13 protein-coding genes are annotated in these 23,916 nt (G+C 50.8%); 2 read left to right on the top strand and 11 right to left on the bottom strand.

The features are described from left to right. Nucleotides 1–115 precede the first annotated feature (115 nt). The 8 genes from PAECUDRAFT_RS15390 to PAECUDRAFT_RS15355 form a co-directional block, all read right to left on the bottom strand. Nucleotides 116–8,704: a carbohydrate binding domain-containing protein gene (locus PAECUDRAFT_RS15390; RefSeq protein ID WP_006039032.1), complete on the bottom strand. Its 8,589-nt coding sequence runs from the start codon at nucleotides 8,702–8,704 to the stop codon at nucleotides 116–118. A gap of 213 nt (nucleotides 8,705–8,917) precedes the next feature. Then, a complete protein-coding gene (locus PAECUDRAFT_RS15385) occupies nucleotides 8,918–10,675 on the bottom strand; it encodes a cache domain-containing sensor histidine kinase (protein WP_006039031.1) in 1,758 nt (585 codons plus the stop codon). 6 nt (nucleotides 10,676–10,681) lie between these two features. Then, nucleotides 10,682–12,250 carry a response regulator transcription factor gene (locus PAECUDRAFT_RS15380; RefSeq protein ID WP_006039030.1) on the bottom strand — a complete coding sequence of 523 codons (1,569 nt, stop codon included), beginning with the start codon at nucleotides 12,248–12,250 and terminating at the stop codon, nucleotides 10,682–10,684. Between the two features lie 79 nt (nucleotides 12,251–12,329). Beyond that, the gene (locus tag PAECUDRAFT_RS15375) at nucleotides 12,330–14,033 is read right to left on the bottom strand and encodes an extracellular solute-binding protein (protein WP_006039029.1); all 1,704 of its coding nucleotides are present in this window, start codon (nucleotides 14,031–14,033) and stop codon (nucleotides 12,330–12,332) included. Nucleotides 14,034–14,116: 83 nt separating this feature from the next. Beyond that, the gene (locus tag PAECUDRAFT_RS15370; protein WP_006039028.1) at nucleotides 14,117–15,004 is read right to left on the bottom strand and encodes a carbohydrate ABC transporter permease; all 888 of its coding nucleotides are present in this window, start codon (nucleotides 15,002–15,004) and stop codon (nucleotides 14,117–14,119) included. A 31-nt stretch (nucleotides 15,005–15,035) separates the two neighbouring features. Then, nucleotides 15,036–15,953: an ABC transporter permease gene (locus PAECUDRAFT_RS15365; protein ID WP_050794377.1), complete on the bottom strand. Its 918-nt coding sequence runs from the start codon at nucleotides 15,951–15,953 to the stop codon at nucleotides 15,036–15,038. Nucleotides 15,954–16,246: 293 nt separating this feature from the next. Continuing rightward, a complete protein-coding gene (locus PAECUDRAFT_RS15360) occupies nucleotides 16,247–18,448 on the bottom strand; it encodes a glycoside hydrolase family 3 N-terminal domain-containing protein (RefSeq protein ID WP_006039026.1) in 2,202 nt (733 codons plus the stop codon). Beyond that, the gene (locus tag PAECUDRAFT_RS15355; protein WP_006039025.1) at nucleotides 18,439–19,791 is read right to left on the bottom strand and encodes a glycoside hydrolase family 30 protein; all 1,353 of its coding nucleotides are present in this window, start codon (nucleotides 19,789–19,791) and stop codon (nucleotides 18,439–18,441) included. The genes PAECUDRAFT_RS15360 and PAECUDRAFT_RS15355 overlap by 10 nt, the downstream gene beginning before the upstream one ends. Before the next feature lie 141 nt (nucleotides 19,792–19,932). Here PAECUDRAFT_RS15355 and PAECUDRAFT_RS15350 point away from each other — a divergent pair, with 141 nt between their 5' ends. After that, complete coding sequence (locus PAECUDRAFT_RS15350) at nucleotides 19,933–20,733, top strand: helix-turn-helix domain-containing protein (RefSeq protein WP_006039024.1); 801 nt, start codon at nucleotides 19,933–19,935, stop codon at nucleotides 20,731–20,733. Nucleotides 20,734–20,761: 28 nt separating this feature from the next. On the opposite strand, the gene PAECUDRAFT_RS15345 is transcribed toward PAECUDRAFT_RS15350, so the two are convergent. From PAECUDRAFT_RS15345 to PAECUDRAFT_RS15335, 3 genes are all read right to left on the bottom strand, one after another. Beyond that, the gene (locus PAECUDRAFT_RS15345) at nucleotides 20,762–21,511 is read right to left on the bottom strand and encodes a polysaccharide deacetylase family protein (protein WP_006039023.1); all 750 of its coding nucleotides are present in this window, start codon (nucleotides 21,509–21,511) and stop codon (nucleotides 20,762–20,764) included. A gap of 136 nt (nucleotides 21,512–21,647) precedes the next feature. Then, entirely contained in the window at nucleotides 21,648–22,589 is a 942-nt protein-coding gene (locus PAECUDRAFT_RS15340) for a methylenetetrahydrofolate reductase (protein WP_006039022.1), read from the bottom strand. Nucleotides 22,590–22,732: 143 nt separating this feature from the next. Continuing rightward, nucleotides 22,733–23,305, bottom strand: a complete 573-nt coding sequence (locus tag PAECUDRAFT_RS15335) for a histidine phosphatase family protein (protein ID WP_006039021.1) — start codon at nucleotides 23,303–23,305, stop codon at nucleotides 22,733–22,735. Between the two features lie 115 nt (nucleotides 23,306–23,420). Here PAECUDRAFT_RS15335 and PAECUDRAFT_RS24790 point away from each other — a divergent pair, with 115 nt between their 5' ends. After that, nucleotides 23,421–23,786 (top strand): helix-turn-helix domain-containing protein, encoded by a 366-nt coding sequence (locus PAECUDRAFT_RS24790; RefSeq protein ID WP_006039020.1) that lies wholly within the window; start codon nucleotides 23,421–23,423, stop codon nucleotides 23,784–23,786. Nucleotides 23,787–23,916 lie beyond the last annotated feature (130 nt).

The raw sequence follows: 23,916 nt of genomic DNA, 5'->3' as shown, positions 1-23,916 counted from the left end.
CATCATCCTCGTAATCGCTTTCAAGATGTGTATAGAAAGAGCTGCTTCAGCTCTTGCCTATTGCAGTAATACCGAAGCAGCTCCTTATACCCTAGTCGGGTCAAACCTTCAATCCTTAGTACACTTCAATCTCGAACAGCGAAGGGCCGTATGGCTTGAGGCCTTTCTCCGTCACATAGACGCGCACATATTGACCTTGCACGCCGCCTAAATCAATCGTTTCGGCGAGCGTAGCTTGCGTAAGCTCGCGGCTTAACGTCTGAACCGTGTGCCAATCCGTGCTGTCCGCAGCTAGGTTGCTACCTGCATCTGCCACTTGGATGAGTACGGTTTTGCCATATGCCGCTTCCCACAACAGCTTGAGCGTGGTTAACGTCTGCTGGCTGCCAAGATCGACATATGCCCACTCTGGAGCATCCGTCGTGTTAGCTGCCCAGTCCGCTTCCCAGCGTGTTCCCGTATTGCCATCCGTCGTGTTGCTTGCCGTCATATTCGGGTTCTGGCTGGATACTACGGCAGGTTTGCCAAGCGCAAGGTTTGTACCAGGGGCTGGCGGGGTTGTTCCCCCTCCGCCAGTGCCTGGATTCGTGCCGCCTCCGCCTGTCCCTGGATTGGTTCCGCCTCCGCCGCCGGTGCCTGTCGACGTTCCGTATACCTCAAACTCCCAGAGCGAATAGCCATATGGCGTTCCCCTTGTGAGACCGTACATCCGGATATGGCGTCCGTCTACTCCGCCCAAGGCGATCGAATCCAATCCGCCATTCCCGTTCGTCTCGGTGAATACGTCCGTCCAGTCGCTGTTCTGCTGAGGGTCCGCTACGCTCGACACTTGAATCTTGTACGACTTGCCATAGGCGCCTTCCCAATTCAGCAATACGGAATCCAGATGATAGATTTCGCCCAGATCGATCGCAATCCATTGCGGATCGCTTGCTGCCGATTCCCATCTCGATCCGTTATCGCCATCAATTGCTCGGCCAGCAGGCTGGGAAACCGACGAAGCTGTCGCAGTTTTACCCAGTGCTGCATTAGATGCTGCCGATTTGATCTCTTGCGTCACCTGTGTCGTTCCATAGCCATCTGCCGTAACGGCGATAACGTAGGACTTCACAGTAGAGAATAAGGACGCATCGAGCGAGAGCTTCCCGCTTGTAACCGAGAACTTGCCGCTTGCAACTGGCGTTCCGTCTACCGTTATGCTCTGGATGCCCGCTCTCCAGTCCGCTTGATCCGCAAACGTAAGGTCAATGCTCTGGCCGACCTTATTGTCTGTCCCGTCTGCGACAAGAACTGGAGAGGACTTCACTTCTTTAATGAGCACATCGTCAAGGAAAATGGAATGCGGTGCATTCGGCGTCGTGCTAGCGCCGATTACGACGTTGCCAAGCAAATATTTGAGCGTCAAAAGCGTTGCCGCATTTGGACGAATGCTCGTGTGATACACCTTGCTTTGGTCGCTTGTAAGATCGAAGCCAACCTGCTGATTATTGTTGTAACCGCCAAGCTCAATCAGAATCGGACGATCTGTCGTCGACCAAGCGCGGAAGCTCAAGTCATACGATTTGCCCGCTTCCAGTTGAATACCGGATTGCATAAGCTGCGTCGACCATGATACCGGTACATTCCATTGTGGATGAATGCCGCCGTTGTAGTGAATATCAATCTTCGCAGCTTCATTAACGACTGCGAAATCCGATACGCCGCCTTCACCGACCCACGTATCCCAGCTCTTAGAACCGTTAGCAAACTTGCCGTTCATAAGACGGTTGCCATCGCCGGCGAATAACGTCTGATTGACCAACGTATCCGCATAACCGGTTGCCTTAACCGTAATCGCGTAAATCTGATCGGCTGCGAACGCATTTGCATTCAGCGTCAGGACGCCAGATTGAACCGTGAACTGTCCAGCAGCCAGTGGCGTGCCGTTCACGAGAACAGCCTGTACGGCCGCTTCCCATGCTGCATCCGTTGAGAATGCCAGCTCAATTGGCTGCCCAACGAGATTGTTCGTTGCATCCGCAACGAGCGTCGGCGGACGCATGACCGGAGCGTTTTGCACCTGCAGAACAACGTCATCAATGTAGACATCGCCAGCTTGCGAATTGGCGAGCTTGCCGAGCAGGAACTTCAATGTGACATTGTCATCGCTCGTCATTTTGAACGTGTAGCTGAACGTCTGCCAGTTTGTCGTCAATGCCAGTGTTCCGGAATCGAATCGTCTCGTATACGTCGCGTTTTCCAAGGTCGCTTGAATATCACGCGCTACACTTGACTTCGCTTTGAAGGAGAACTCGTACGTCAAGCCCTTAACCAGCTTCAAATTCGACTGATTAAACATCACGTTCCAGCCTTCGCCGCCTACGTTCGTTACGCCAATTTTGGCTGCGCCGTTATCCGTTTGGAACGTTGCCGCTCCGCCTTGCGTGAATGGCTCCCAGCTGCTTAGTCCAGCTGAGAAATCGCCGTTTTTAAGCGGATAAATATCAATGCCCGTAAAGTCGACATTGCGGTTCGTCGTGCGAATCAGCTTCACATTGTCGATGCTGACCGATTGGTCGCTTCCACCGAGAAGGAAGACGAGTTTGGCATCCGCGTAAGAGGTGCCCACCGGCATCGTGAAGGTTAACGTATGGCCAGCAAGCGTTGTTCCTAGCGCAACACCGTTATCTTCCGCCAGTACGGCCGTCCCATCTGCATTCGTTAATTGGACGCCAATCGTACGCGCTGCAGATGCCTTAGCATCAAAGGTAAGCTTATACTCGTCGTTTTGCAGAAGTTGAATGCCCGTTTGCGTCAGTGTAACGGCTGCTGCACTAGCGCCTCCGTCCACGATCGCTGCATCCATCTGTCTGCGATCGGCATTGACCGAAGCAGCAGCCGATGCGCCTTGCGTCGCATTAAAGCTCCAATATTTCATCCGATCCATCGTGCCTAGATCGAACGTCCCGTTATAAATATGATTACCGTTGTCCAGCGGCTCTTTGTTGCTCGAAGGATCAGACAGCTGATCCGTTTCCTCCAACACAACATTACCGATCCAAACCGTACCCGTGCTAAGCCCCAAGTTGAATTCCAGTCGAGCTGCAGGGTCCGTCGTTCCATTCATCGTGAAGCGATACTCATAATGCTGCAGCTCTGTTTTCAACGACGATTCGAAATTATCCGAGTACACGGCCCAGCCGTTATCGTCGTCACCGCCGAACTTCAGGTTTATCGCCCGTGCGGCAGAAGCCTTCGCATCAAAGCTCAGCTTGTACGTATGGCCCTTCGTAAGCGTCGCGTACTGAATCATTTGGAGCGCATAAGGCACTGTGCCGCCATTCGTTACATTCAGCTTGGCATAAGGAACTCCGCCGAGCTGTTCGACCGAACCCGCTCCCGCTCCGCCGAAGTCCGGCGTATGCAGGAAATTCCAGTAGGTTGGGTCCAACGGCGTTCCCGCTGCTGCAATGTCTTTAAGGCCATGCTGATACGTGTTGTCATAGATCAGGTTGCCGTTTACTGCCGGCTTGCCGTTCGCTGGGAATGACTCTTTCACTACGACTGGCTCGATCGGCGTCCGGTAAGGACGTCCCGTCAGCTCATACACGCGAACATAATCAACCTTCATCGTTGCAGGCAGCAGCGAGTCGTCTGGCAATCGGTTGCCGTCGAAGGCTCCGCCGATCGCAAGGTTCAAGATCATGTAGAACGGTTTGTCGAATGGTGCAGGGTAAGCATACTTATCTGGCTGTCCTGCTCCCGTACTGCTCCAATCGTTCACCGTTTGATACAAGTTGCCATCGACGTACCAACGAATTTCACCTGGCTCCCACTCTACCGCATACGTATGGTAACCCGTAATCGATTGGCCTTGCGGGAATTCGTACTCGTCTCCCGTCGATTTGTTGCTTGGGTAAGGCTTGCCCCAGTGAATGGTGCCCGCAACCTCGCCCGGCAATCTGCCGCGCGCTTCCATAATGTCGATCTCGCCCGAGGATGCCCATGTGCCGTACTCGTTACCGGCAGGCATCATCCAAAATGCCGGCCATACGCCATCGCCTGTCGGCAGCTGCATTCTCGCTTCGAATCGTCCATACGCTTTCGTAAACGTCGGCTGTGTAAATACGCGGCCGGATGTGTACGGTTTGCCGCCGAAAGCTTCTTTACGAGCTTCAATTACGAGATTGCCATTCGTTACATGCATATTATCCTTACGGTAATACTCTTGCTCGTTGTTGCCCCAGCCTTCAACGCCATACTCTGCGCCTGTGCCTTGCTGGTAAGCCCATTTGTCCAAGTCGACGCCGTTCGTATCCAGATTCGTGCCTGTTCCGTCGAATTCGTCATTCCAGATCAAGCTCCAATCGCTGGATGCCTCGACCTGTTGAACGACCGTTGCTTTCTCGTAGCCTGCTGCCTTCACGGTGATCTCATAATCGCGTGCTGTCGGGAATAGGCTGGCATTCAGCGTAATCGACCCTGGTGCGATCGTATACGATTGCGGCGAAACGATATCTCCATTAATGGAGATCGATGTGATTGACGTCCGCCAAGTGAGCGAATCCGCGAAGCTAATCGTTTCCGGTTGCCCGATCAAATTGTTCATTGCATCCGGCGATAAAGCTGGCGGATTCGGGAGATGAATATCATCCTGATCGCTTGCGCGCTCACCGGTTGCTTGTAATGCGCCTTGAAGCTCGAAGCGCACGTTATCGATATAAATATCATGTGCACCGACTGCATTCGCTCCTGATGGCTTGCCCATCAAGAACTTCAAGCCCGTCGTATCGTTCTTATCCATCGTAAACGTGTAGCTGTACGTATTGGTCGAATCGTCCAGCTGTACTGCTTGGTTCAAATAACGGAAGTTCGTGCTGTTCTCTACAACTGCCTCAATCTTGCTCAGCTTCGTGGAACGAGCGTTAAACGTTACGGTGTACGTTTTGCCTTTCTCAAGCACCATTGGTTCCTGATAGAGCATGATATCCCACGGATTAGCGCCATCATTCTTGATATCTGCATGGTACGCGCCGTTATCCGTTGTGACGACCGCACGGGAATCGCCGTTATAATCACCTTGCAAATGTTTACTCCAATTGTCCCATCCTGCCGAGAAGTCGCCATTATGCAGGAGGAATGCGCGGTCACGTGCACCCTTTAGCTCCACGCGTACGTTATCCACGTAAACGTCATGCGCCCCAATGGCTGTCGCATTCTGCAGCTTGCCGAGCAGCAGTTTGAACGAAGCCGTCATATCTGCATCCACCTGCAATTCGTAGGTGAACGTCTGCATCTGTGGTGTCAAACTGAGCTTTTGCGAGACATAACGAGTATTGTTTGAATCGACTACAAGCTCCGCTTCGCGCGCTACCGTTGAACGAGCATCGAGCGAAACCACATATGTGTTCGTTTTGAACAGGTTAAAGTCCGTTTGCATCAGCATGACATCCCACGGATTATTGCCCTCGTTGGCAATTGCGATCTTCATTGCGCCTTGGGATGGTGAGAATACTGCACTAGAGCCATAGCCGTCATAACGGCCTTGTACGTGCTCGCTCCAGCTTGTCTTGCCATTAGAGAAATCGCTGTTCTTAACAGGGAACTGGTCCGCCAGCGGCAGCTCGCCCATGTTACGGTTCGTCAAGCGCACCATAACGATATCATCCAAGGTAACATTGCCAGCCTGCCCGCCTAACAGGAAGAGCAGCTTGCCGTTCAAATCGGAGTCCCCATCTTTCGTGGAGAAGTTTACGGTATGCGTCTCCCACGTTGTCGTCAACGCTACCGTTTCCGGCTGCTCAACGGCCGTTCCGTCTGCTTTCTGCACGCCGACCGCAATGGTGCGATTTGCTGCTGCTTTCGCTTTAAACGTAATCCGGTAGTCGTTGCCTTCTACCAAGTTAATGCCTTTTTGAACCAAACTTACCGAATCAGCAGCTGCGCCGCCGTTTGAAATCGTTGCCAATAGCTGACGATCAATGGCATCGACTGCAGCTGTAGCAGTTGCGCCATTCGTTACCCAATGCCAGTACGTCATCCGGTCGACGCGACCTTGGTCAAACGTGCCGTTGTAGACATGGTTGCCGCCTACTAGAGGCTCTTTGGCTGCATCTTCTTTGTAGAGGTCAATTGCATCGACTTCGACCAGCTTCACGTTGCCCAGCCAGATCGACTTCGTATTCAGACCCATATTGAACTCCAAGCGCGCTTGCGCGTCGGTGTCCGCATTCATTTGGAACGTCATTTCGTACGATTGAAGCTGATCCGTCAGCCCTGCTTCCAAACTATCCGAATACGTTGCCCAACCGCGGTCAGCTCCGCCGCCGAATTTCACCAGCATCGTCCGGCTGCTTGCCGCTTTCGCGTCGAACGACAGCTTGTACCATCTGCCTTTGCCAAGCGTCACATTCTGAATCATTTGGATCGCATGCGCCGCATTGCCGCCCGACGTAATGTCGACCTTGGCGAATGGCGTCGTGTCCAGCGTTTCTTTGCTAACCGTACCTGCACCGCTGAACGTGCTGATCGTTGCAAAGTTCCAATACGTTGGATTTAATACATCATCCGGCGTTTTGAGCAGCGTAAATGGCTGCGCAAAGGCTGGATCGTATACGTAATTGCCATTAATCGCTTGCTTATGGACCGCTGGCAGCGGTTCTTTCGCTACCGTCGGCTCTGTCACCGTGTTGTTATATCCGCCAACCTTGTCGTATACCCGAACATAATCGACTTCCATTTTCGCTGGAATCTTGCTATCTGGCGGTATCCGGTTGCCATCGAAGCTGCCGCCGACTGCAAGGTTCAAGATCATGTAGAAATCCTTGTCGAATGGTGCTGGGTAGGCATACTTGGCTGGTTGATTCTCGCCTGTGCTGTCCCAGTTGTTCAGACGTGAGTATAATTTGCCGTCGACGTACCAGCGAATTTCGCCTGGCTCCCACTCGACGCCGTACACATGCTCGCCTGTAATGCTTTCGCCATTCTCAAATTGATAATCTGCGCCTGTCGCTTTATTGTTCGGCCACTTCTTGCCGTAATGGATCGTACCTGCGACTTCATGCGGGAGACGACCTCTCGCTTCCATGATGTCGAGCTCACCCGAAGAAGCCCATACGCCGTATTCGCTATTCGATGGCACCATCCAGAATGCTGGCCAGATGCCTTCGCCTTCCGGCATTTTAATTTTGGCTTCGAATTTGCCATACGTTTTGTTCAACGTCGGCTCTGTGTACAAACGTCCTGACGTGTATGGCTTTCCGTTCGCCGTTTCCTTGCGTGCTTCAATTACGAGCTTGCCATTTTCAACCTTGATATTGTTCTTGCTGTAGGATTGCTGCTCTTCGTTGCCCCAGCCGTCCAAGCCATACTGCGAGCCGGTGCCTTCCTGATAGCCCCACTTGTCGAGATCGACGCCGTTCGTATCCAAATTCGTTCCGCTGCGGTCAAACTCGTCATCCCATACGAGCTGCCATTGCGCCGGGTTCGTGCCCGGATCTGTTCCCGGGTTCGTGCCCGGATCTGTGCCTGGGTTCGTACCCGGATCCGTTCCCGGGTTCGTGCCCGGACTTCCGCCTCCCGGCGTTGTTGGCGTATTGTCCACAATACGTCCGTCAACGACGGATACTTTCGAGCCCTTCTTCACTGGCTGATCGTTCACGATCACGCCATCTGCTTCAATGACAAGCTCAGTAATCGAGCCCTGCACCTTAATCGTCGTCCCTTGCGCATTCGAGCTGATAACGAGCTTGCCGACTACGGCTTTTTTCTCTAGCTCGATAATCGCCTTCGTCTCAACATTCAACTGCGCAATGTTAGCGTCTTCAGAGATCACGACGCGTACAGGTTTTTTCTTATTCACCGTTAGCTGCGTCAGCTTGGTTCCTTTGATATGAATACTGTTTACGCCGCCGCCATTCACAAATACGGTGCCATCGATGCTGCCGCCTTCGATATGGGAATCGCCTTCGCCAATGCCAGCTGTCAGCATCAGGTTGCCGCCGATTTGCGGTTTCACCAGCTTCACATCCGGCGTCGTAACGAGCACGTTGCCTTTTGCAGCTAGTCCGTCAAACGTACCCGCTTTATTTTGAACATCTCCCGCCAGTCGATCGAATAATACGACCGCTTCTGCTCGCGTAATTGGCTGAGCCGGACGAACCGTGCCATCCGCAAAGCCCTTCAGGTATCCGCCGCCCACCATGTTAGCCATCGCGCTCTTTGCGAAGCCGCTGATGGAGGCATAATCCTTGTAACCGCTTAACGAATTGTCCGCGGCTTTAGGCAGCGGGAACAATGCAGCTGCCACCTTGGCCACTTCCTGTCTGGTTACCGTTGCGTTAGGCTTGAAGGAGCCGTCCGGATATCCGCCGATGTAACCCGCTTCCTTCGCTATCGCAACTTGCTCCTTGTACCAAACATTGCCCGTTACATCCGTAAACGAAGCCGCTGCTTGATCCGTGAAACCGAACAGCGAGTTGATCAGCTTCGTCAGCTCAGCACGCGTTACTCCCTGATTCGGTCGGAATGTCCCGTCTGCAAAGCCCGAGATTAATCCTTTCTCTGTCCACTTGTGGACTTCGTTTGCTGCCCAGTGCCCCTGCATGTCATCATTCGCCGATGGTTGAGCTGCAGCTGCTGTTCCTTCTACGGGCAAATAACCGCTTATGATTAAAAAACTTAATACAACGGCAATTACTTGTTTCGTCCGTTTAGTTAACCTCATGCGCGCTTGTCCCCTTCCGTTTCTGTCATTCCATATTCTAGATTGATGACGCTTTCAAGAACAGTGCTCAAATTAACGAAAACTGTCATAAATTAAAGGCAATTCCCCCCTTTCGACAAATTACAAGAAATCTTCCTCATCTATAATAAAAATAGTCCAACCGGACCTCCTTGGAGTACCCAATTGGACTAATTTATCCCATACACACAACATTTACTGCTCTTCCTGCTTTTTCCCAAAAACAATATAGGGAAGCTTCAGTGAAGCAGTCGTGCCTACCCCAACTTCGCTCGTTAAGGTGACGCCATACTCTCGACCATAATGCAGCTTGATCCGCTGATCCACGTTTCGAATGCCATAACCGACAGCATCCGGCCCTTGCGAGAAGATCGCGTCGATCGTTTCTTGCTTCATGCCCAGCCCATTATCGCTTACTTCCATGCAGATGGCGCCTTCGCTTCGATAAACGCGGATGCCGATATGAATCTCATCATCATACCAAGCATGCTCCAATACGTTCTCTACAAAAGGCTGCAAAATAAACTTCACCGTCTCGTAGCGCTCCAGTCCTTCTTCAACGTCCAGCGTCACATGAATGCGATTATCGCATTTCATGTTCTGAATCGCGAGATACGCATCAATAATTTGCAGCTCTTTCTCGACCGGTATGAGCATCTCGCCCTTGTTCAGCGTCAGACGGTAAAACTTCGCTAGCGCGCGAATAATTTCATGCAGCAGCTCGATCTCGCCCAGCTTTGCCATCCGGCTAATCGACGAGAAGGTGTTATATAAGAAGTGCGGATTGATCTGCGCATGCAAAATTTGCAGCTCAGCCTCCTTCTTCTCCAGCTTGCTAATATACACCTCGTCAATCAGCTTCTGCGTGGTCGACGCCATATCGTTGAACGAATCCGCAATTTCGGCGAACTCATCCTTCCCTCGATAATAGATGCGGCGGTGGAACTCGCCCTCCTTGAACGCCTTCAGCGAGAGCTTCAGCTTCAAAATCCGCTTGGAAAGCATGTTCGCGACGATGAGGCTGATCAAAGTCAAAATAACGAAGCTCACCAAGCAAATGAGAATCGTAATGTTTCGAACCTTCTGCGAGTTTTCCGTAAAGGATGCAACGGGAATAAGCGCAACCAGGCTGCTAGGCAGGTTGTTCATCGTTTTCGTAATCCGAAGATAGCCTTTCTTATCCTTCAAAATATCGGCGAAGCCGTTCTTCTCGACATCGGAATCCGACACATTCGCATACAGCATCTTCTGCTGATCATTTAAAATAAACAGTTTGGTGCCGCTTCCCAGCTGGTTAACCTTGACCTCCTCGAACAGGTCGCTGAGCTTCACGCGAATGCGAATCAGGCCATTAGGCTGGAGCGTATCGTAGTTAATAAGCGGCCTCAGCAGCGAGATCAGCCCGTATTGCGCATCGGTGCCAACCTGCTCCCATGCGATCCCGTTGAAGGGAAGCTTGAGCGAGTCTTGATACCAAGGCTCATCCTTAATCCGATCCGTATAACGAATTTCATAGTAGCGTTCGCCCGCGACCAGCGACTTCTCAATTTCGTCGTAATAATATTCGCTGATCGTGTGGGTATTCAAATAGAGCGTCATGCTGACATTGAGCTTCGGCAAATGCGTGACCGTATCCATCCGCGGCAGCACGTATTGCGTCGTTACCTGATAACGCTCCCAGTCCAGATAGTAGCCAGCCAGATATTGCGATAGCAGCTGATCGGCATAGATTTCGTTGGAAACGCGAATGACGTCATCCGCCCGGTACTGCACGTTGTTGTTGATTTGGCTGATCGCAACCTCCAGATTGTTTCTCGTATGCTGCTTCAGCGCATTAATCGATGAGACATAGGAATAACTGCCGAGGACCGCAATTGGAATAATAACGAGCAAGAAGTACGAGATAAATAGCTTGTAGTGAAATGAAATGTAGCCGTGCTTCCCGTTCCACATTAGTCATCAGCTCTGCTTTCTGTAGTCTCCTGGCGTCATGCCGAATGCTTCCTTGAACATTCTGCTGAAATACGTCAAACTTTTGTAGCCTACCCGATCCGCGATCTCATAAATTTTGTATTGCGGCTGCTGAAGCATTTCCTTCGCCTTCGCCATCCGCCGACTGACGACATAATCATTGAAGCTGATCCCCACTTGCTCCTTGAATAGAACGCCAAAATGGTTCGGCGAATAAGAGAATCGACTTGCCATGTCCTTCAGCGTGATGTCGCTTGCCAGATTCGCCGTTACGAACTCTTCAATATCCGCATACAATCGCCACACCGGCTTTTGACTGCGCATATACAGCATCTCGGACAACTCGAACGCGGTGCGGCGCAGCCACGACTTGATATCATCGATCGTCTCGAACTGCTGAACCGCGGCGAAGCCATTGTTTTTCCAGTTCGCGAGCACCTCGGAGGAGGTTCCCGCATCGCTCAGATAACCTTCCAGGCGCGAGATAATATGCGTTGAAAAATGGTACACCTTCACCGGCTCCGCAAAAGCCTGAACGCTCTCAAACAGCTCTTCGATGCAGTCGCATACAACCACGAGCGAATAATTCGAGATCGACTTGAACAATTGGTCGAGAATCGCGTTCATATCCTTCGCATTGCGCACTCCAGCTGTCTGCGAAGCGCCCGGTGATATAATCCTGTTCTTACCGATGAACATCTTGCAATCGATAAGCTCGCGAGCCTCCTTGAACGATGCCGGCAGCATCGGAATGCCCGAGACGGCTTGTCCATAGCTAATCGTTGCGGTCGTATTCCCGTTCGCCCGTATTTCAGACAGCAGGCCATTAAAGTCCCGCTCGATATGCTCGGAATAGCCCGAGTAGATGAGGCCGATTCGGGTTGGAGACAGCCGATACCATAACCCGAGCCCATGCGATTCGATGTAAGAAACGATCAGCCGTGCCGTGGTCGTAATCGGATCAGACTCAGCCTGCTGCCCCTGCATCATCCGTGCGGCATCGTCAATCTCAATAATAACCGCGTGGGCGCGATCCACGGATACTTCTACGGGATACTTGCGCATAAAAGCTTGGAGCGTCTCCTCTTCAATCGTCCCTTCCATTAGATGCAGCAGGAAGTTATGCTTCACAAACTCGAACGATTCCAGATTCGCATCCGTCGCTTTCTCGAATCTCGCTCGCTCATCCAGGGCAGCGACGACTCGCTTCAAGGTTTCGATGACCTCGTCATCATCCACCGGCTTTAATATGTATCCGTCTGCCTTCAAATGCAGCGCTTGTTTCGCATATTCAAAATCCTGATAACCGCTAATAAACATCACTTTAAGGCCTGCATTTTTCTGAAGAGCAGCCTTGGCAAGCTCAAGTCCAGACATGACGGGCATCTTAATATCGGTTATAAGAATGTCAATTTCGTTTTCTTGGATATAGCTCAAAGCCGCCAGCGGCTTCGTGGAACTGTAAACGATTTCAATTTGTAAAGATGACCAAGGAATTAACTGTTGCATACCGATGAGATCGAAATTTTCGTCATCTACCAATATCGCTTTATACATCTCGTTCGGACTCCTTGCCTTATAAAATAGAGAATAGAGGGTATACATAAGTATACCCTCAAGTTCCATGCAACGCTTACTATTTTTTCATAGTTTGAAGATTTTTTTGCCATACTGCCGTTTTCCAGTCGAGCACTTTATTGTAGCCGAGTTTAACCGATTCCGCTTGCGCGTCAGCGATCAATTGTTTTACTTCATCATCGCTCTTCGCGAATACAACTTTAGGAATGAACGTTTTGTAGTAGTCTCTCAGACGTTGGATAATGATGCCTTCTTCAGAGTTTGGAACCGGATCAAGGTTCGAGAACTCCGTAATGTCTTTGGACGTTTTGAACGAGATCGTCGATTGGGCAATCGTCGTCCAGTCTTGCGCCTCTGCTTTAAGCAATTGCTCGCGTTTTGCTTTCGTTCCGTCAACATAGCTCGTGTTGCCATACCAGTTGAACTCGCCGATTTTCAGGTCATCATATTTCTTCATGTCGCGGTTGATGTACGCATCATTCGGAATTGGAACGCCGTCTTTTACTTCATCATAGAACAGGCCTTGCGGACCGAAGAAGAAGATCTGTTGACCTTCTGGGCTCAGTGCCCAGTTCATGTATGCGAAGATTGCTTCTGGATCTTTCGCGCTTTTCGTAATTACGTTTACGTTCCAGCCCAGCGTGTTGTAGCCGGATGGGAATACTTTGTTCTTATCAACGCCAGCTTTGTGCACAGGCCAGATCACATCGTAGCCGCTGCTAGGGTCTTTTGCTTTCAGGTCGTTGTTTACTTCACGGCCGATACCTTCAACATACGCATCATAAGCGCCGAATACTGCAACTTTACCGTTTTTCAGCTTTTCTTTGATTTGGTCGCGCGTTTGCGTGAATGCGTCTTTGGACGTCAAGCCTTCACGGAAGAGGCGGCTCGTGTACATTGCTGCATCGATGAACGCTTGATCTTCGTAGATCGAAGTCAGCTTGTCGCCGTTCGGAATACCGAAGATTGCGCCGGAGCCTGGGGAGATGAACGATGGCGTTACATCATTCGCCGCACCGCTGTACAGCATGCCGAGCATTTGGGACTCGCTATCGCGCATTTCGCCGAAGTCGATTGGCACTACGTCTGGATATTTCGATTTTACTTGTTGCAGGTAAGCTTCGAGATCATCCCAAGTTTCGAGTGCAGGGGAGCCCAGCTCTTTGTAGATCTTTTTGTTGATGAAGTAGCCAGCGTTACCGTTACCGTTGTCGCCGCTAATGAACCAGTTCGGGATTTGGTACAGCTTGCCGTCAGCGCTGCGAAGCATGTTCAGCGTTTGCTCGCCGATCGTTTTTACGAACTCCGGGTATTTGGCGAGGTAGTCGTCGAGTGCAACGAGTTGGCCTGCTGCAACGAGACGCTCTACGTCTTTACCACGGTCCAGAACGATTGCGTCTGGCAGTTTCTTGGATACGATCATCGAATTGAGCTTCGATGCTGCAGCGCCGTTCGATTGAACAGGCTCCATCGTTACGCCCAGGTTGTCCGTGATCCATTTTGCATGAGGACGCTCGTCCCATTTTGGAGCCGTATACCAGTCATAGTTAACGAATTGCGTAAACGTAACCGGTTTCACTTTTGATTTCGCGTCAGCGTTTGCATCAGGCGTAGTTGCCGTTCCCTCTGTTTTCGTTTCTGTTTGAGTCTGTTCCGTAGTTGTTGGCTCTTTCGTTTCTTCTTTGCTGGAACATGCAGTCAATGCCACTGCGGAGCAAACGGTCAACATCAAGAGCGAACTGAATGTTTTCTTTTTAAGCATACTTATACCCCTCTCGACCACTTAATGTATATGTTATGGAGTCGGCTTGAGACCGTCAAGCCGACTAATAACCAGATATAAAACTACTCTTTCAGGGAACCAACCAGTACCCCTTTAACGAAGTACTTTTGCAGGAATGGATAGATCATGAGAATCGGAAGCGTCGCTACCATCATTGTCGCCATTTGCAGCGCTTTAACCGTTACGGTGTTCTCAACCATGTTCTGCGCAAAGGTGTTCATATTCTGAATCAGGTTGTCCGTTGCGCCGGTGTTAATAATTTGAACCAACAGCGTCTGCAGCGGAATCAACTCTTGATTGCTGATGAATACAGCCGGGATAAACCAGTCATTCCAAAGGAAGACCGCCGTGAACAGAGACAGCGTTGCAATAACCGGACCGGATACTGGCAGAACGATTCGGAAGAAGACGCCGAAGTTGGAGCATCCGTCGATCTTAGCCGACTCTTCAAGCCCATCCGGCATCTCCATGAAGAAGGTCCGGAAGATAATCATGTTATACACGTTGATCATGCCGTGAAGAACCAGGAACATGAACGTATCATACAAATGCAGGTTATAGACGATGATGAAGTATGGTATTAACCCGCCGTTGAAAAACATCGTGATAACTGCAAGAATCATGTACGTTTTTTTGAACACGATCCCTTTCTTCGACATCGCGTATGCAAACATCGCCGTAAAGAACATCGCGAGGAATGTACCGATAATCGTACGCAGAATCGTAATCAGGTAGGCGTGATAGATGCCGCTTTCCTTAAACACGATCCCGTAGTTCTCAAACGTGAAATCACGCGGCCAGAACGTTACACCGCCAAGCGATGTGTCCGAACCCGTATTAAAGGACAGGACTAACGAGTTCCAAAAAGGGTAAAAGGTAACGAACGCTAGCGCTAAAAGAATCACATATACGACCGTTTTTAATACCTTGTCGCCTAGAGTTAATTTCATTGATGATTCACCCCAAATTCCAGATCATGCACTACCATAAGCTTGTCTTACCGAATCTTCTTGCGAATCCATTCGCAACCAAGAGAAGCGTAACGCTGAGCACGGATTTGAACACGCCTGCAGCCGTTGCATAAGAGTACCGTTGATTGAGTACGCCCATTTGATACACATACGTATCGATGACATTCGCAACCGGCATCACGATACCGTTGTTCATGTTTTTCGTCAGAACGAGAATGTCCTCATAGCCTGCATTCAGCGTATTGCCGATGCCTAGAATCAAGAAGATAATCATGATTGGCATAATGCTCGGGATGGTGATGAGGAAAATCTGCTTAAAGCGGCTTGCGCCATCGATCGATGCTGCTTCATACATGGCCGGGTCAATGCCGACGATTGCAGCCAAGTATACGATCGAACCAAAGCCGATTTCTTTCCATACATTCAAGGAGACGAGAATGCCCCAGAAGTAATCCGGCTTGGACAGCCAGTTAATCGGCTCGTCAATAAGGTGGAAGAAAAGCAAAACGTCATTCACTGTGCCTTGGTCGACCGACAGCATGGAGAATGCCATACCCGAAATAACGACCCAGGACATAAAGTGAGGAATGTACGTGACGGTCTGTACAACCCGCTTGAACCATCCGCCAACCTCATTGAGCAAAAGCGCCAAAATGATTGGGGCCGGGAAGCCGATTGCCAGCTTCAGCAGTGCGATACAAAACGTGTTGCGCATAATGTCCCAAAACTCCGGCGATTCAAAAAACATTCTAAATTGCAGCGTTCCTACCCATGGACTTTCGCTGAATGGAGCAAAAATGTTGTACTCTTTGAAAGCTAACAACACGCCCCACATCGGTCCGTAGCTGAACACTAGGATGAACAACATGGCAGGCCAGATCATCAATTGGAAGTCCCATTGCTTGATGAATCGGCGTCCTAGTGACATCTTCTTCTCCGGTTTTCCTACTGCCGCCGCAGCGGCTTGAGGACTCACGCCTCCGTTTACTGCCTTCATTTTTCCACCAACTTATCTTGTCTTAGTGCTTTAATAGTAAGCCAGAATACCCCTCTATTCTAGGACACTGGTTAACGAAAACTGTACATAATCAACGAACCGTGTCGATCTGTCAATGCGACTATTGAACCGCTCCAAATCGCTTGTTTCGGGGCTCCGCCTCATGAAAAAAGGTATTGACCTGCGATAAAATCGCAGATCAATACCTTTCTCTATTGCTTGCACTACCGGCCTTCCACCGTTATGGACACCGATTCGCCGCTTCCTGCGCTCGGTCCGATCCACAGCGTAAAGTCGCCGGGTTCAACGGTTCGTTTCATATGTTTATCCAAAATCGCAAGCTCAGCAGCCCCGATCGTGAACGTTACGTCAACCGATTCGCCCGCTGCCACTTTGACCTTGCGGAACGCCACCAATCGCTTCAATGGCTGCGTCACGCTAGCTACTTCGTCGCGCACATAACATTGCACGACCTCTTCGCCAGCCAGGTTGCCGACGTTGCGAATGGATACCGTCACATCGAGCTGCTCGTCAGCGCCGATGGACGATTTGCTCGTTTGAATCGCGCCGTATTCAAACTCCGTATACGTCAGGCCGTATCCGAATGGATAAAGCGGCTCCGTCGTCGAATCGATGTAGTAAGAAGAGTATGCGCCGGCAGGCGGACGCCCCGTCTTCTTCCGGTAATGATAAATTGGGATCTGTCCCACGTTTTGCGGGAATGTGACAGGCAGACGGCCGCTCGGATTAAAGTCGCCGAACAGCACATCTGCAATGGCATTGCCGCTTTGTACGCCGAGATGCCACGCCTGAACGATTGCAGACGCTTGCTCAGGCAGCCAAGCAAATGTCAACGGTCGGCCGCTTAGAATAACCGCTACAATCGGCTTGCCGAGCTTTGCAACAGCTTCTACCAAAGCGCGCTGCTTGCCTGGCAGATCGAGCGCTGCACGGGAACGCGATTCCCCGCTCATCGTAGCCGATTCGCCTAACAGCATGACGACAACATCACTGCTGCGCGCTGCTTCCAACGCTGCTTCGAAGCCTTCTTCGGAGTCGGAATCGATATCGCAGCCTTGCGCATAACGAATGGACGTGCCCTCAGCTGCTGCCTGACGAATGCCTTCCAAAGCCGTAACAACCTCGTCCGAACGGCCGTCGAGCGCCCAGCAGCCGAGCGGATCGGTCGCGTTGTCAGCGAGCGGTCCAATGACAGCTATCGATGCGCCAGCTTTGCTAAGCGGCAGCACCTGCTCTTTGTTCTGAAGCAGAACGATCGATTGGCGCGCAGCCTCGCGAGCCAATTCTACATACTCCGACTTCAATGGTTGCGTTGCAGCCGATTGCGACACGTCAGACTTGGACTGCTCGAGCAGTCCAAGCTTGATTTTCATCGCAAGAATGCGGCGCACCGAATCGTCGACTACAGACTCAGGCACGCGGCCGGCTCTTACCAGCTTAGGCAGCTGGCGAGTAAAGATGCCGGAATGCATGTCCATGTCGCAGCCCGCGAGCACGGTCATTTCGCATGCTTCTTCTTCATTCGCAGCCACGCCGTGCACAATCAATTCAACAAGCGCATTATAGTCGCTCGCGACTACCCCCTCGAAGCCCCACTCGTCGCGAAGAATCGTCTTCAGCAGGTACTCATTCGCGCATGCCGGAATGCCGTTGATTTCATTGAACGAAGCCATAATGCTGAGCGCGCCTGCTTCGACCGCATCTTGGAACGGCGGAAGAATAATATCGCGCAGCTCGCGGTCCGACAGATCGACTGTGTTGTAGTCGCGCCCTGCTTCTGCCATGCCGTAGCCGGCAAAGTGTTTCGGGCAGCTTGCTGTCGCTCGGCCCGGGCCATTGTCAATCTGCGATCCTTCCACCCATGCGCGTCCGTATGCAGCCGTCAAATACGGGTCTTCCCCGATGCTCTCGGCAATCCGTCCCCAGCGCGGGTCGCGGCTAACGTCGATCATTGGCGCGAATACCCAAGTGACGCCATCCGTCAGCGCCTCCGTAGACGCTGCAGCTGATGTTTGTCTTGCTACCTCAGGATTCCACGCCGCTGCCATCGCAAGCGGAATCGGGAATACCGTACGGTAGCCATGGATGACATCGCGTCCGATTACCATCGGAATCTTCAGCTCTGTATGTTGTTCGATCAGCCCTTGAAGCTCGTTCGCTTCCGCAGCGCCGGATAAGTTAAAAATCGATCCTACTTTGCCTTGACGAATCAGCTCGATGATCAAATCATGCTCCGATTCGCCTGTTTCGGGATTAATTGGGTTATAGCCCCAGTCAAACTGGGTCATCTGGCCGACCTTATCCTCGAGTGTCATTTTAGACAACAACTGTTCAGCTTGCTCGCGAATTTCAGTTGTAATCCATTGCTTCTTGGACGGCGCTGCTGCCATTACGCTTACTGACATGGGAAAATCAGCGTCTGAATCGTGTGAGCTGGAATAACCGTTTCTGCAACTTGCTCGCGATTGCGTACGATGTACGGGAGCTCAACGTCCGACTTGTTCATAACAACAAGAACAACTTCGCCATTCGGATTTTTGAACGCCGTCGTATGCAGATGCTCCGAGTACTTCGTAGCTGCGACACGCACTGCGCCTGGACGGATATATTTGCTGAAATGTCCGATGTAGTAGTACGACGATTGGAACGTCAGGGAATCGTTGATCGTGTCCGCAATAATTGGCGCGTCGCAATAGTTGCCGACATGGTTAGGGCCGCCTTGCTCGTCCAATACGATGTTCCAGTCCGTCCAGCCAGCCATGCCGTTGTTCAGGTTGCCGATAATGTCATGCGCATAACGCTCGCCGCTCTTCCACGAGCCCAGCTGTACGCCGCCCTCATGGCAGCCTTCTGTGAAGATAAGCGCTTTGTCCGGGTATTTCTTGTTAACAACCTGCAGCGATTCGAAATGGTCGCCCGAATACCAGTGGAAGCCGATGCCCCAAATGTATTTGGATGCTGCCGCATCTTCGAATGCAACCTTCGCACGATCGTACAGACGCTCTTTGTTATGATCCCAGATCATGAGACGGATATCGGAACGGCCTGCTTTCTCAAGTGCAGGTCCGAGGTAGTCGCGAACGAAGTCACGCGTTTCTTCCGCAGAGAAAATGCACGAATCCCAAACTTGGACAGCCTTCTCTTCGTTCTGAACCGTCAAGCCCCATACTGGAACGCCTTCAGCTTCTACTGCCTCAACATATTTGATGAAATAGTTCGCCCAAGCTTCGCGGTATTCCGGCTTCAGGAAACCGCCATTGTTCATTTCACCGTTCGTTTTCATCCAAGCCGGCGGGCTCCAAGGCGACGCGTAGAATAGGAACTCCTCGCCGGACAGCGTTTTGGCTTGCTTGATATATGGAATGATAAGCTCGCGATCATGGCTGATATCGAAGCTTTCCAATGCAACGTCATTGTCTGCTACGTACGTATAGTTGCCGAGCGAGAAGTCGCAGCTGTTAATATGCGTGCGGCAGATGTTGTAGCCAATGCCTTCTTCCAGGCTGTAATACGCATCGAGGATGCGCTTTTGATTCGCTTCGCCAAGCTTGGACGTCGTTACGGCAGAAGCTTCCGTGATCGCGCCGCCGAAGCCGATAATTTGTTGATATTCAACATCGTCATAAACGTTAATAAGCTGGTTCTCAACGCCTTTAGCGTCGTCGACGAGCGTAATCGGCGCTACCTCGGTAAGACGGTCCTCCGACCCTTGCGAAGTTTGAATCATTCGAATTGTGCGGTTAGCCATGATGAGATGAAATCCCCTTTCCACTACTGTGATTCATTTATTATAATAGGAGCCAGTCCGACCATTGAAGAAACAATATGATCGAATACATCAACAATCTGATTGATCTCGTGTGCATATATAGAAAGGGCGGAGCCAGAATTGAACGACATTCACGTCCACTTAACCGCTTATTCCCAGCATAAGGAACCTTTTCACCATTTATTTGCAAACGGTATCGACACCTATTTAATCCGACTGCAATCCGAAGGGATCAGCCAAGCGCTCGTCGACGGCGCCTTGACCGATGTACGCCCCGGCGACTTGCTTCTGTACAAGCCAGGCGATATGTACGATCTGCGCATCGGCTCTCCGCATGAGCCAACTCCGATTAAGCCAAATGGCGATTATTATGTCATGAGCACCGGTCCTGGCATGAAGGAGTGGTGGAACAGCAAGGAGCGCCAAACGCGTACCAAGATTGCCGAGGACAGCCGCATCAAGTCCATCTGGCATCATCTTATTGCGGAGAAAAATCGGCTCGACGGCGGCAGTCCCGCGCTCGTCACCTCGCTCGTCTGGTCGCTGCTGCAGCTGCTGGATCGCGCGATTGAAGAAGCGCCTGTCGTCCAATCCGCTGCTGCTTACCACGCGCTGCGAATGCGGCATTATATTGAGGAGCACGCCGCCCATGAGCTCCATCTCAAGGATGTTGCGCAGCATTCGGGCCTTAGCGTCTCAAGAGCTGTCCATTTGTTCAAAGCGCATTTTGGCATGTCGATTATCGGCTATACGCAGAAGCTTCGCTTGACGCGCGCCGTGAAGCTGATGGACCATAGCCCGTTGTCGCTCGAGCAGATTGCAGCAGAAACGGGACTTGGCAGCTATGCTTATTTCCATCGGATCTTCCGAGCGCAATATGGGATTTCGCCGGGCGCGTATCGCAAACAGTCGCGTGAGTAAACTCCGTTCCGCATAAGCTAAGCTTCACTCACCGCATCGCATGCTTCATCAGCTCGGATACGGTGACAAACTGATAGCCTCGCTTGTGCAGCTCGGGCAAAATCGTCTCAAGCGCCTCTTTGGTCTGCGACTTGCCTGCGACAAAGTCATGGAACAGCACGATATCGCCATGATGCGCATTGCGCAGCACGCGGCTCGTTATGCGATAGACGCCAGGGCGAACCCAATCCTTCGTATCCTGATGCCATGACCAGATGACCGGCTTCAGCCCCATATGGTTAGCGACCGAGACCAGCTTCTCATCAAACATGCCTCCGGGCGGGCGAAACAAAACCGAATGCTGACCTGTCGCTTGATTAATCGCCTGCTCTGCCAGCTCCAGCTCCTGCTGCACCTGCCGCTCCGAGCTTGACGATTGAAAATAAATATGATGATACGTATGGTTCGCAATCTCATGTCCCTCTCCGACAATGCGCCTCGCGACGTCCGGGTACGCCTCCACGCGCTTGCCAACGACGAAAAACGTACACTTGGCCTCGTATTGCTTCAACACATCCAGTATTTCGTTCGTCTGCTTCGGATTCGGCCCGTCATCGAACGTCAGCGCAATCATCGGACGGTCGGTCGGCACCTCCCATACGACCTCTCCGCGCTTCTCATAATAAAATCGGTCCTTGCGAATCGGGGCAGCGAACGCTGTGTTCGCAGCAGCCACCGTTCCGATGCAGATAACAGTAAATGCCAATAGCGCTTTCATGCAGCTTCGTTCAGCCATCATCGTTATTTCTCCTAGTCAAAAATTCTCTTCCTCAGATTGCCCGGAGCGGCTTTTTTTTACTACAGCAATTAAAAAAAACAGCGGCAGAACAGGCTTGTACGCCTGTTCTGCCGCTGTATGCGCATTTCGTATTCGGTTATCGAATAGCCTCGATCAGCTGCTTGCGGTCAAGCATCGACTTGATGTCTTTGACCATCTGGATCGACGCTTCGATCTCGACCTTGCGAGTCGATACGCTCTCGATGCTGCAGCCGACCGGTATTCCTTTCTCCAAGCCGAATTCGAGAAGCTCCTCGAATATTTTTTGGGTCAGCTGGATGGACTTGTCCAACACATCCGTCGAAAATTTCAGCTCGTTCTCCAGCCACTTCGGAATGCTGATGCCCAGCCATTTCATAAACTCCAGCGTTTTCGTTGAGCCGCATGGCGCTAGGTTGAATAAAATCGGAACCATGTCGAGCTCATTCTGCTGGCAATGGTGATAATAGTCGGACAAGAAGTTTTTGGACGCCTCAACATTATAAGTCGCTTGCGAGACGAAGAAATCGCAGCCGCGCAGCATTTTGTCCACGACGCGAATGTGCTCGTCATTCTTCTTCATATGGCGCTCCGGAATGATGACGCCGCCGAAGGTCAGCTCGTCGTTATGCTGCTTGCTTAACCGGTACGCATCGGATAGCTGCAATTGCACCTGCTGCTGGCTCGACGAAGCGCCAACAAACACGGTATAGCGCTGCCGCTCGACATCCTTGGCCAGCCATTCCGTCAGCTCGGCTTCCGAATATTTGCCTACGCAGCGGTAAATGATTTTGGGAATATCGAGGGAAGACAGATACTGCTGGCTGTAGATTTCCGGGTCCAATGTCGGCAAGTACGGAAACGGCCGCTCTTCGTCGATCCGGTCAGCCTCTTCCTGCACATCGTATAGAATTAACGCATCGATGTCCAAGCCAGTGAGCCGTTCGATTTGCTTTTGCGAAATTTCTTCAATTTTCTCAGGTGTGTGCGTATTTTTAGGCGGCGTCATGCCGTACGTAATGATGCCGGTTTTTTTATTCAAAATCGATTGCTTTAACATAGGTTCACATCCTCGGGCACGTAGCATGCTTATTTAACTTTATGATACAGGAAAACCAATTGGTTTTGTTATAACTTTTACTTATACAATGCTATAGGCAAAACGTATGTCCGACGTGTAAATGTACGATGATCCCTATCATACTACAGATGCTTGGTGCAGTTGTATAAGCGGCATTCCCATACATCTTGAGGCTTCGCTATGACTGTCAAGGAGGTGTTGTCGATATAGGTTTTAGGAAACATCTGCGGAAGCAGGCGCTGCAAGGACAGGCCAATTAATGCTCCGTGACTAACGATTAATACGTTCTTATTTTGATGTTTTATCGTTATCTCCTCGATAACCTCCACACCGCGTTTTGCAACGAGATCAAACCTTTCCATACCGAGCTCCAGCTCGCGCCAATTCGCTCCCCATCTAGCGATTCGTTCTTCCTCCGTTGTACCCTCGATTTGTCCACAATTGATTTCTCGCAATCGTTCATCTATTAGCAACGACTTGATTCCTAGAGAGCTGCCTATCGCCTCAGCAGTTTGCTGTGCTCTTCCCAAGTCGCTGGAATAGATAATCTCCCAAGTTTCGGACGAAAGCCTGTCAGCGATTGCACTCGCTTGTTTTCTTCCTTCCTCGTTAAGAGGGATGTCGGTAATGCCTTGCGCCTTCCCAAGAACGTTCCAATCGGTTATCCCATGCCTGATAAGTCCAATGGTTGTCATTGCATGCACCTCTTCTCCTACTTCTCTCGAACAACTGTTCCAATTGCGTGCTTTAAAACCACACGATATATTCAAATTGTGAATATAGATAAATGCGGAAAAGGAAGGAAATCCAATGACTTTTGGCGAACGTCTTAAAGAACTTCGAGAACAACGCAACATGACGCAGCAGGATGTAGCAATAGCGGTTAATAAAAGCAGAACGGATATCGCCGGCTATGAAACGAAAGGCACATCCCCAAACATCGAAACTGTTAGGAGATTAGCCGATCTATTTAAAGTTTCCATTGACTACATGTTCGGCCGGACCAACGATCCCTACCAGCTCTTCACCCGAGAAGAAGACATGAGCCCTGAGCAGAAAAATGTCATTTACCGGATAGCCGAGTTAATTAAAAATGATTTAACCAAAACCGATTTAATCTCTGCGATCGATTTCTTTGAATTTTTGAACCAAAGAAATTTACAACGAAAAAAATAATTGGCGCGGATCGACAAATAGTGACAAACTTCTCATTTTTCCAATGCTACAATCTAATATACAAAAACAACCAATTACACGATTCATCGATTGCCAGCCTTCAGAAAAACGGGTATCTATCTTATAAATC

Origin of the sequence: Paenibacillus curdlanolyticus YK9, assembly GCF_000179615.1 — a bacterium.
Lineage (GTDB): Bacteria > Bacillota > Bacilli > Paenibacillales > Paenibacillaceae > Paenibacillus_T > Paenibacillus_T curdlanolyticus.
Note: the sequence above shows the minus strand (reverse complement) of the source record. Positions and strands in the feature narration are given on the sequence as shown.

Bases quoted from the DNA above. Each gene is read 5' to 3' on its own strand.
- PAECUDRAFT_RS15390 (WP_006039032.1), bottom strand. From the start codon at position 8,704: ATGAGGTTAACTAAACGGACGAAACAAGTAATTGCCGTTGTATTAAGT.
- PAECUDRAFT_RS15385 (WP_006039031.1), bottom strand. From the start codon at position 10,675: ATGTGGAACGGGAAGCACGGCTACATTTCATTTCACTACAAGCTATTT.
- PAECUDRAFT_RS15380 (WP_006039030.1), bottom strand. From the start codon at position 12,250: ATGTATAAAGCGATATTGGTAGATGACGAAAATTTCGATCTCATCGGT.
- PAECUDRAFT_RS15375 (WP_006039029.1), bottom strand. From the start codon at position 14,033: ATGCTTAAAAAGAAAACATTCAGTTCGCTCTTGATGTTGACCGTTTGC.
- PAECUDRAFT_RS15370 (WP_006039028.1), bottom strand. From the start codon at position 15,004: ATGAAATTAACTCTAGGCGACAAGGTATTAAAAACGGTCGTATATGTG.
- PAECUDRAFT_RS15365 (WP_050794377.1), bottom strand. From the start codon at position 15,953: ATGTCACTAGGACGCCGATTCATCAAGCAATGGGACTTCCAATTGATG.
- PAECUDRAFT_RS15360 (WP_006039026.1), bottom strand. From the start codon at position 18,448: ATGTCAGTAAGCGTAATGGCAGCAGCGCCGTCCAAGAAGCAATGGATT.
- PAECUDRAFT_RS15355 (WP_006039025.1), bottom strand. From the start codon at position 19,791: ATGGCTAACCGCACAATTCGAATGATTCAAACTTCGCAAGGGTCGGAG.
- PAECUDRAFT_RS15345 (WP_006039023.1), bottom strand. From the start codon at position 21,511: ATGATGGCTGAACGAAGCTGCATGAAAGCGCTATTGGCATTTACTGTT.
- PAECUDRAFT_RS15340 (WP_006039022.1), bottom strand. From the start codon at position 22,589: ATGTTAAAGCAATCGATTTTGAATAAAAAAACCGGCATCATTACGTAC.
- PAECUDRAFT_RS15335 (WP_006039021.1), bottom strand. From the start codon at position 23,305: ATGACAACCATTGGACTTATCAGGCATGGGATAACCGATTGGAACGTT.
- PAECUDRAFT_RS24790 (WP_006039020.1), top strand. From the start codon at position 23,421: ATGACTTTTGGCGAACGTCTTAAAGAACTTCGAGAACAACGCAACATG.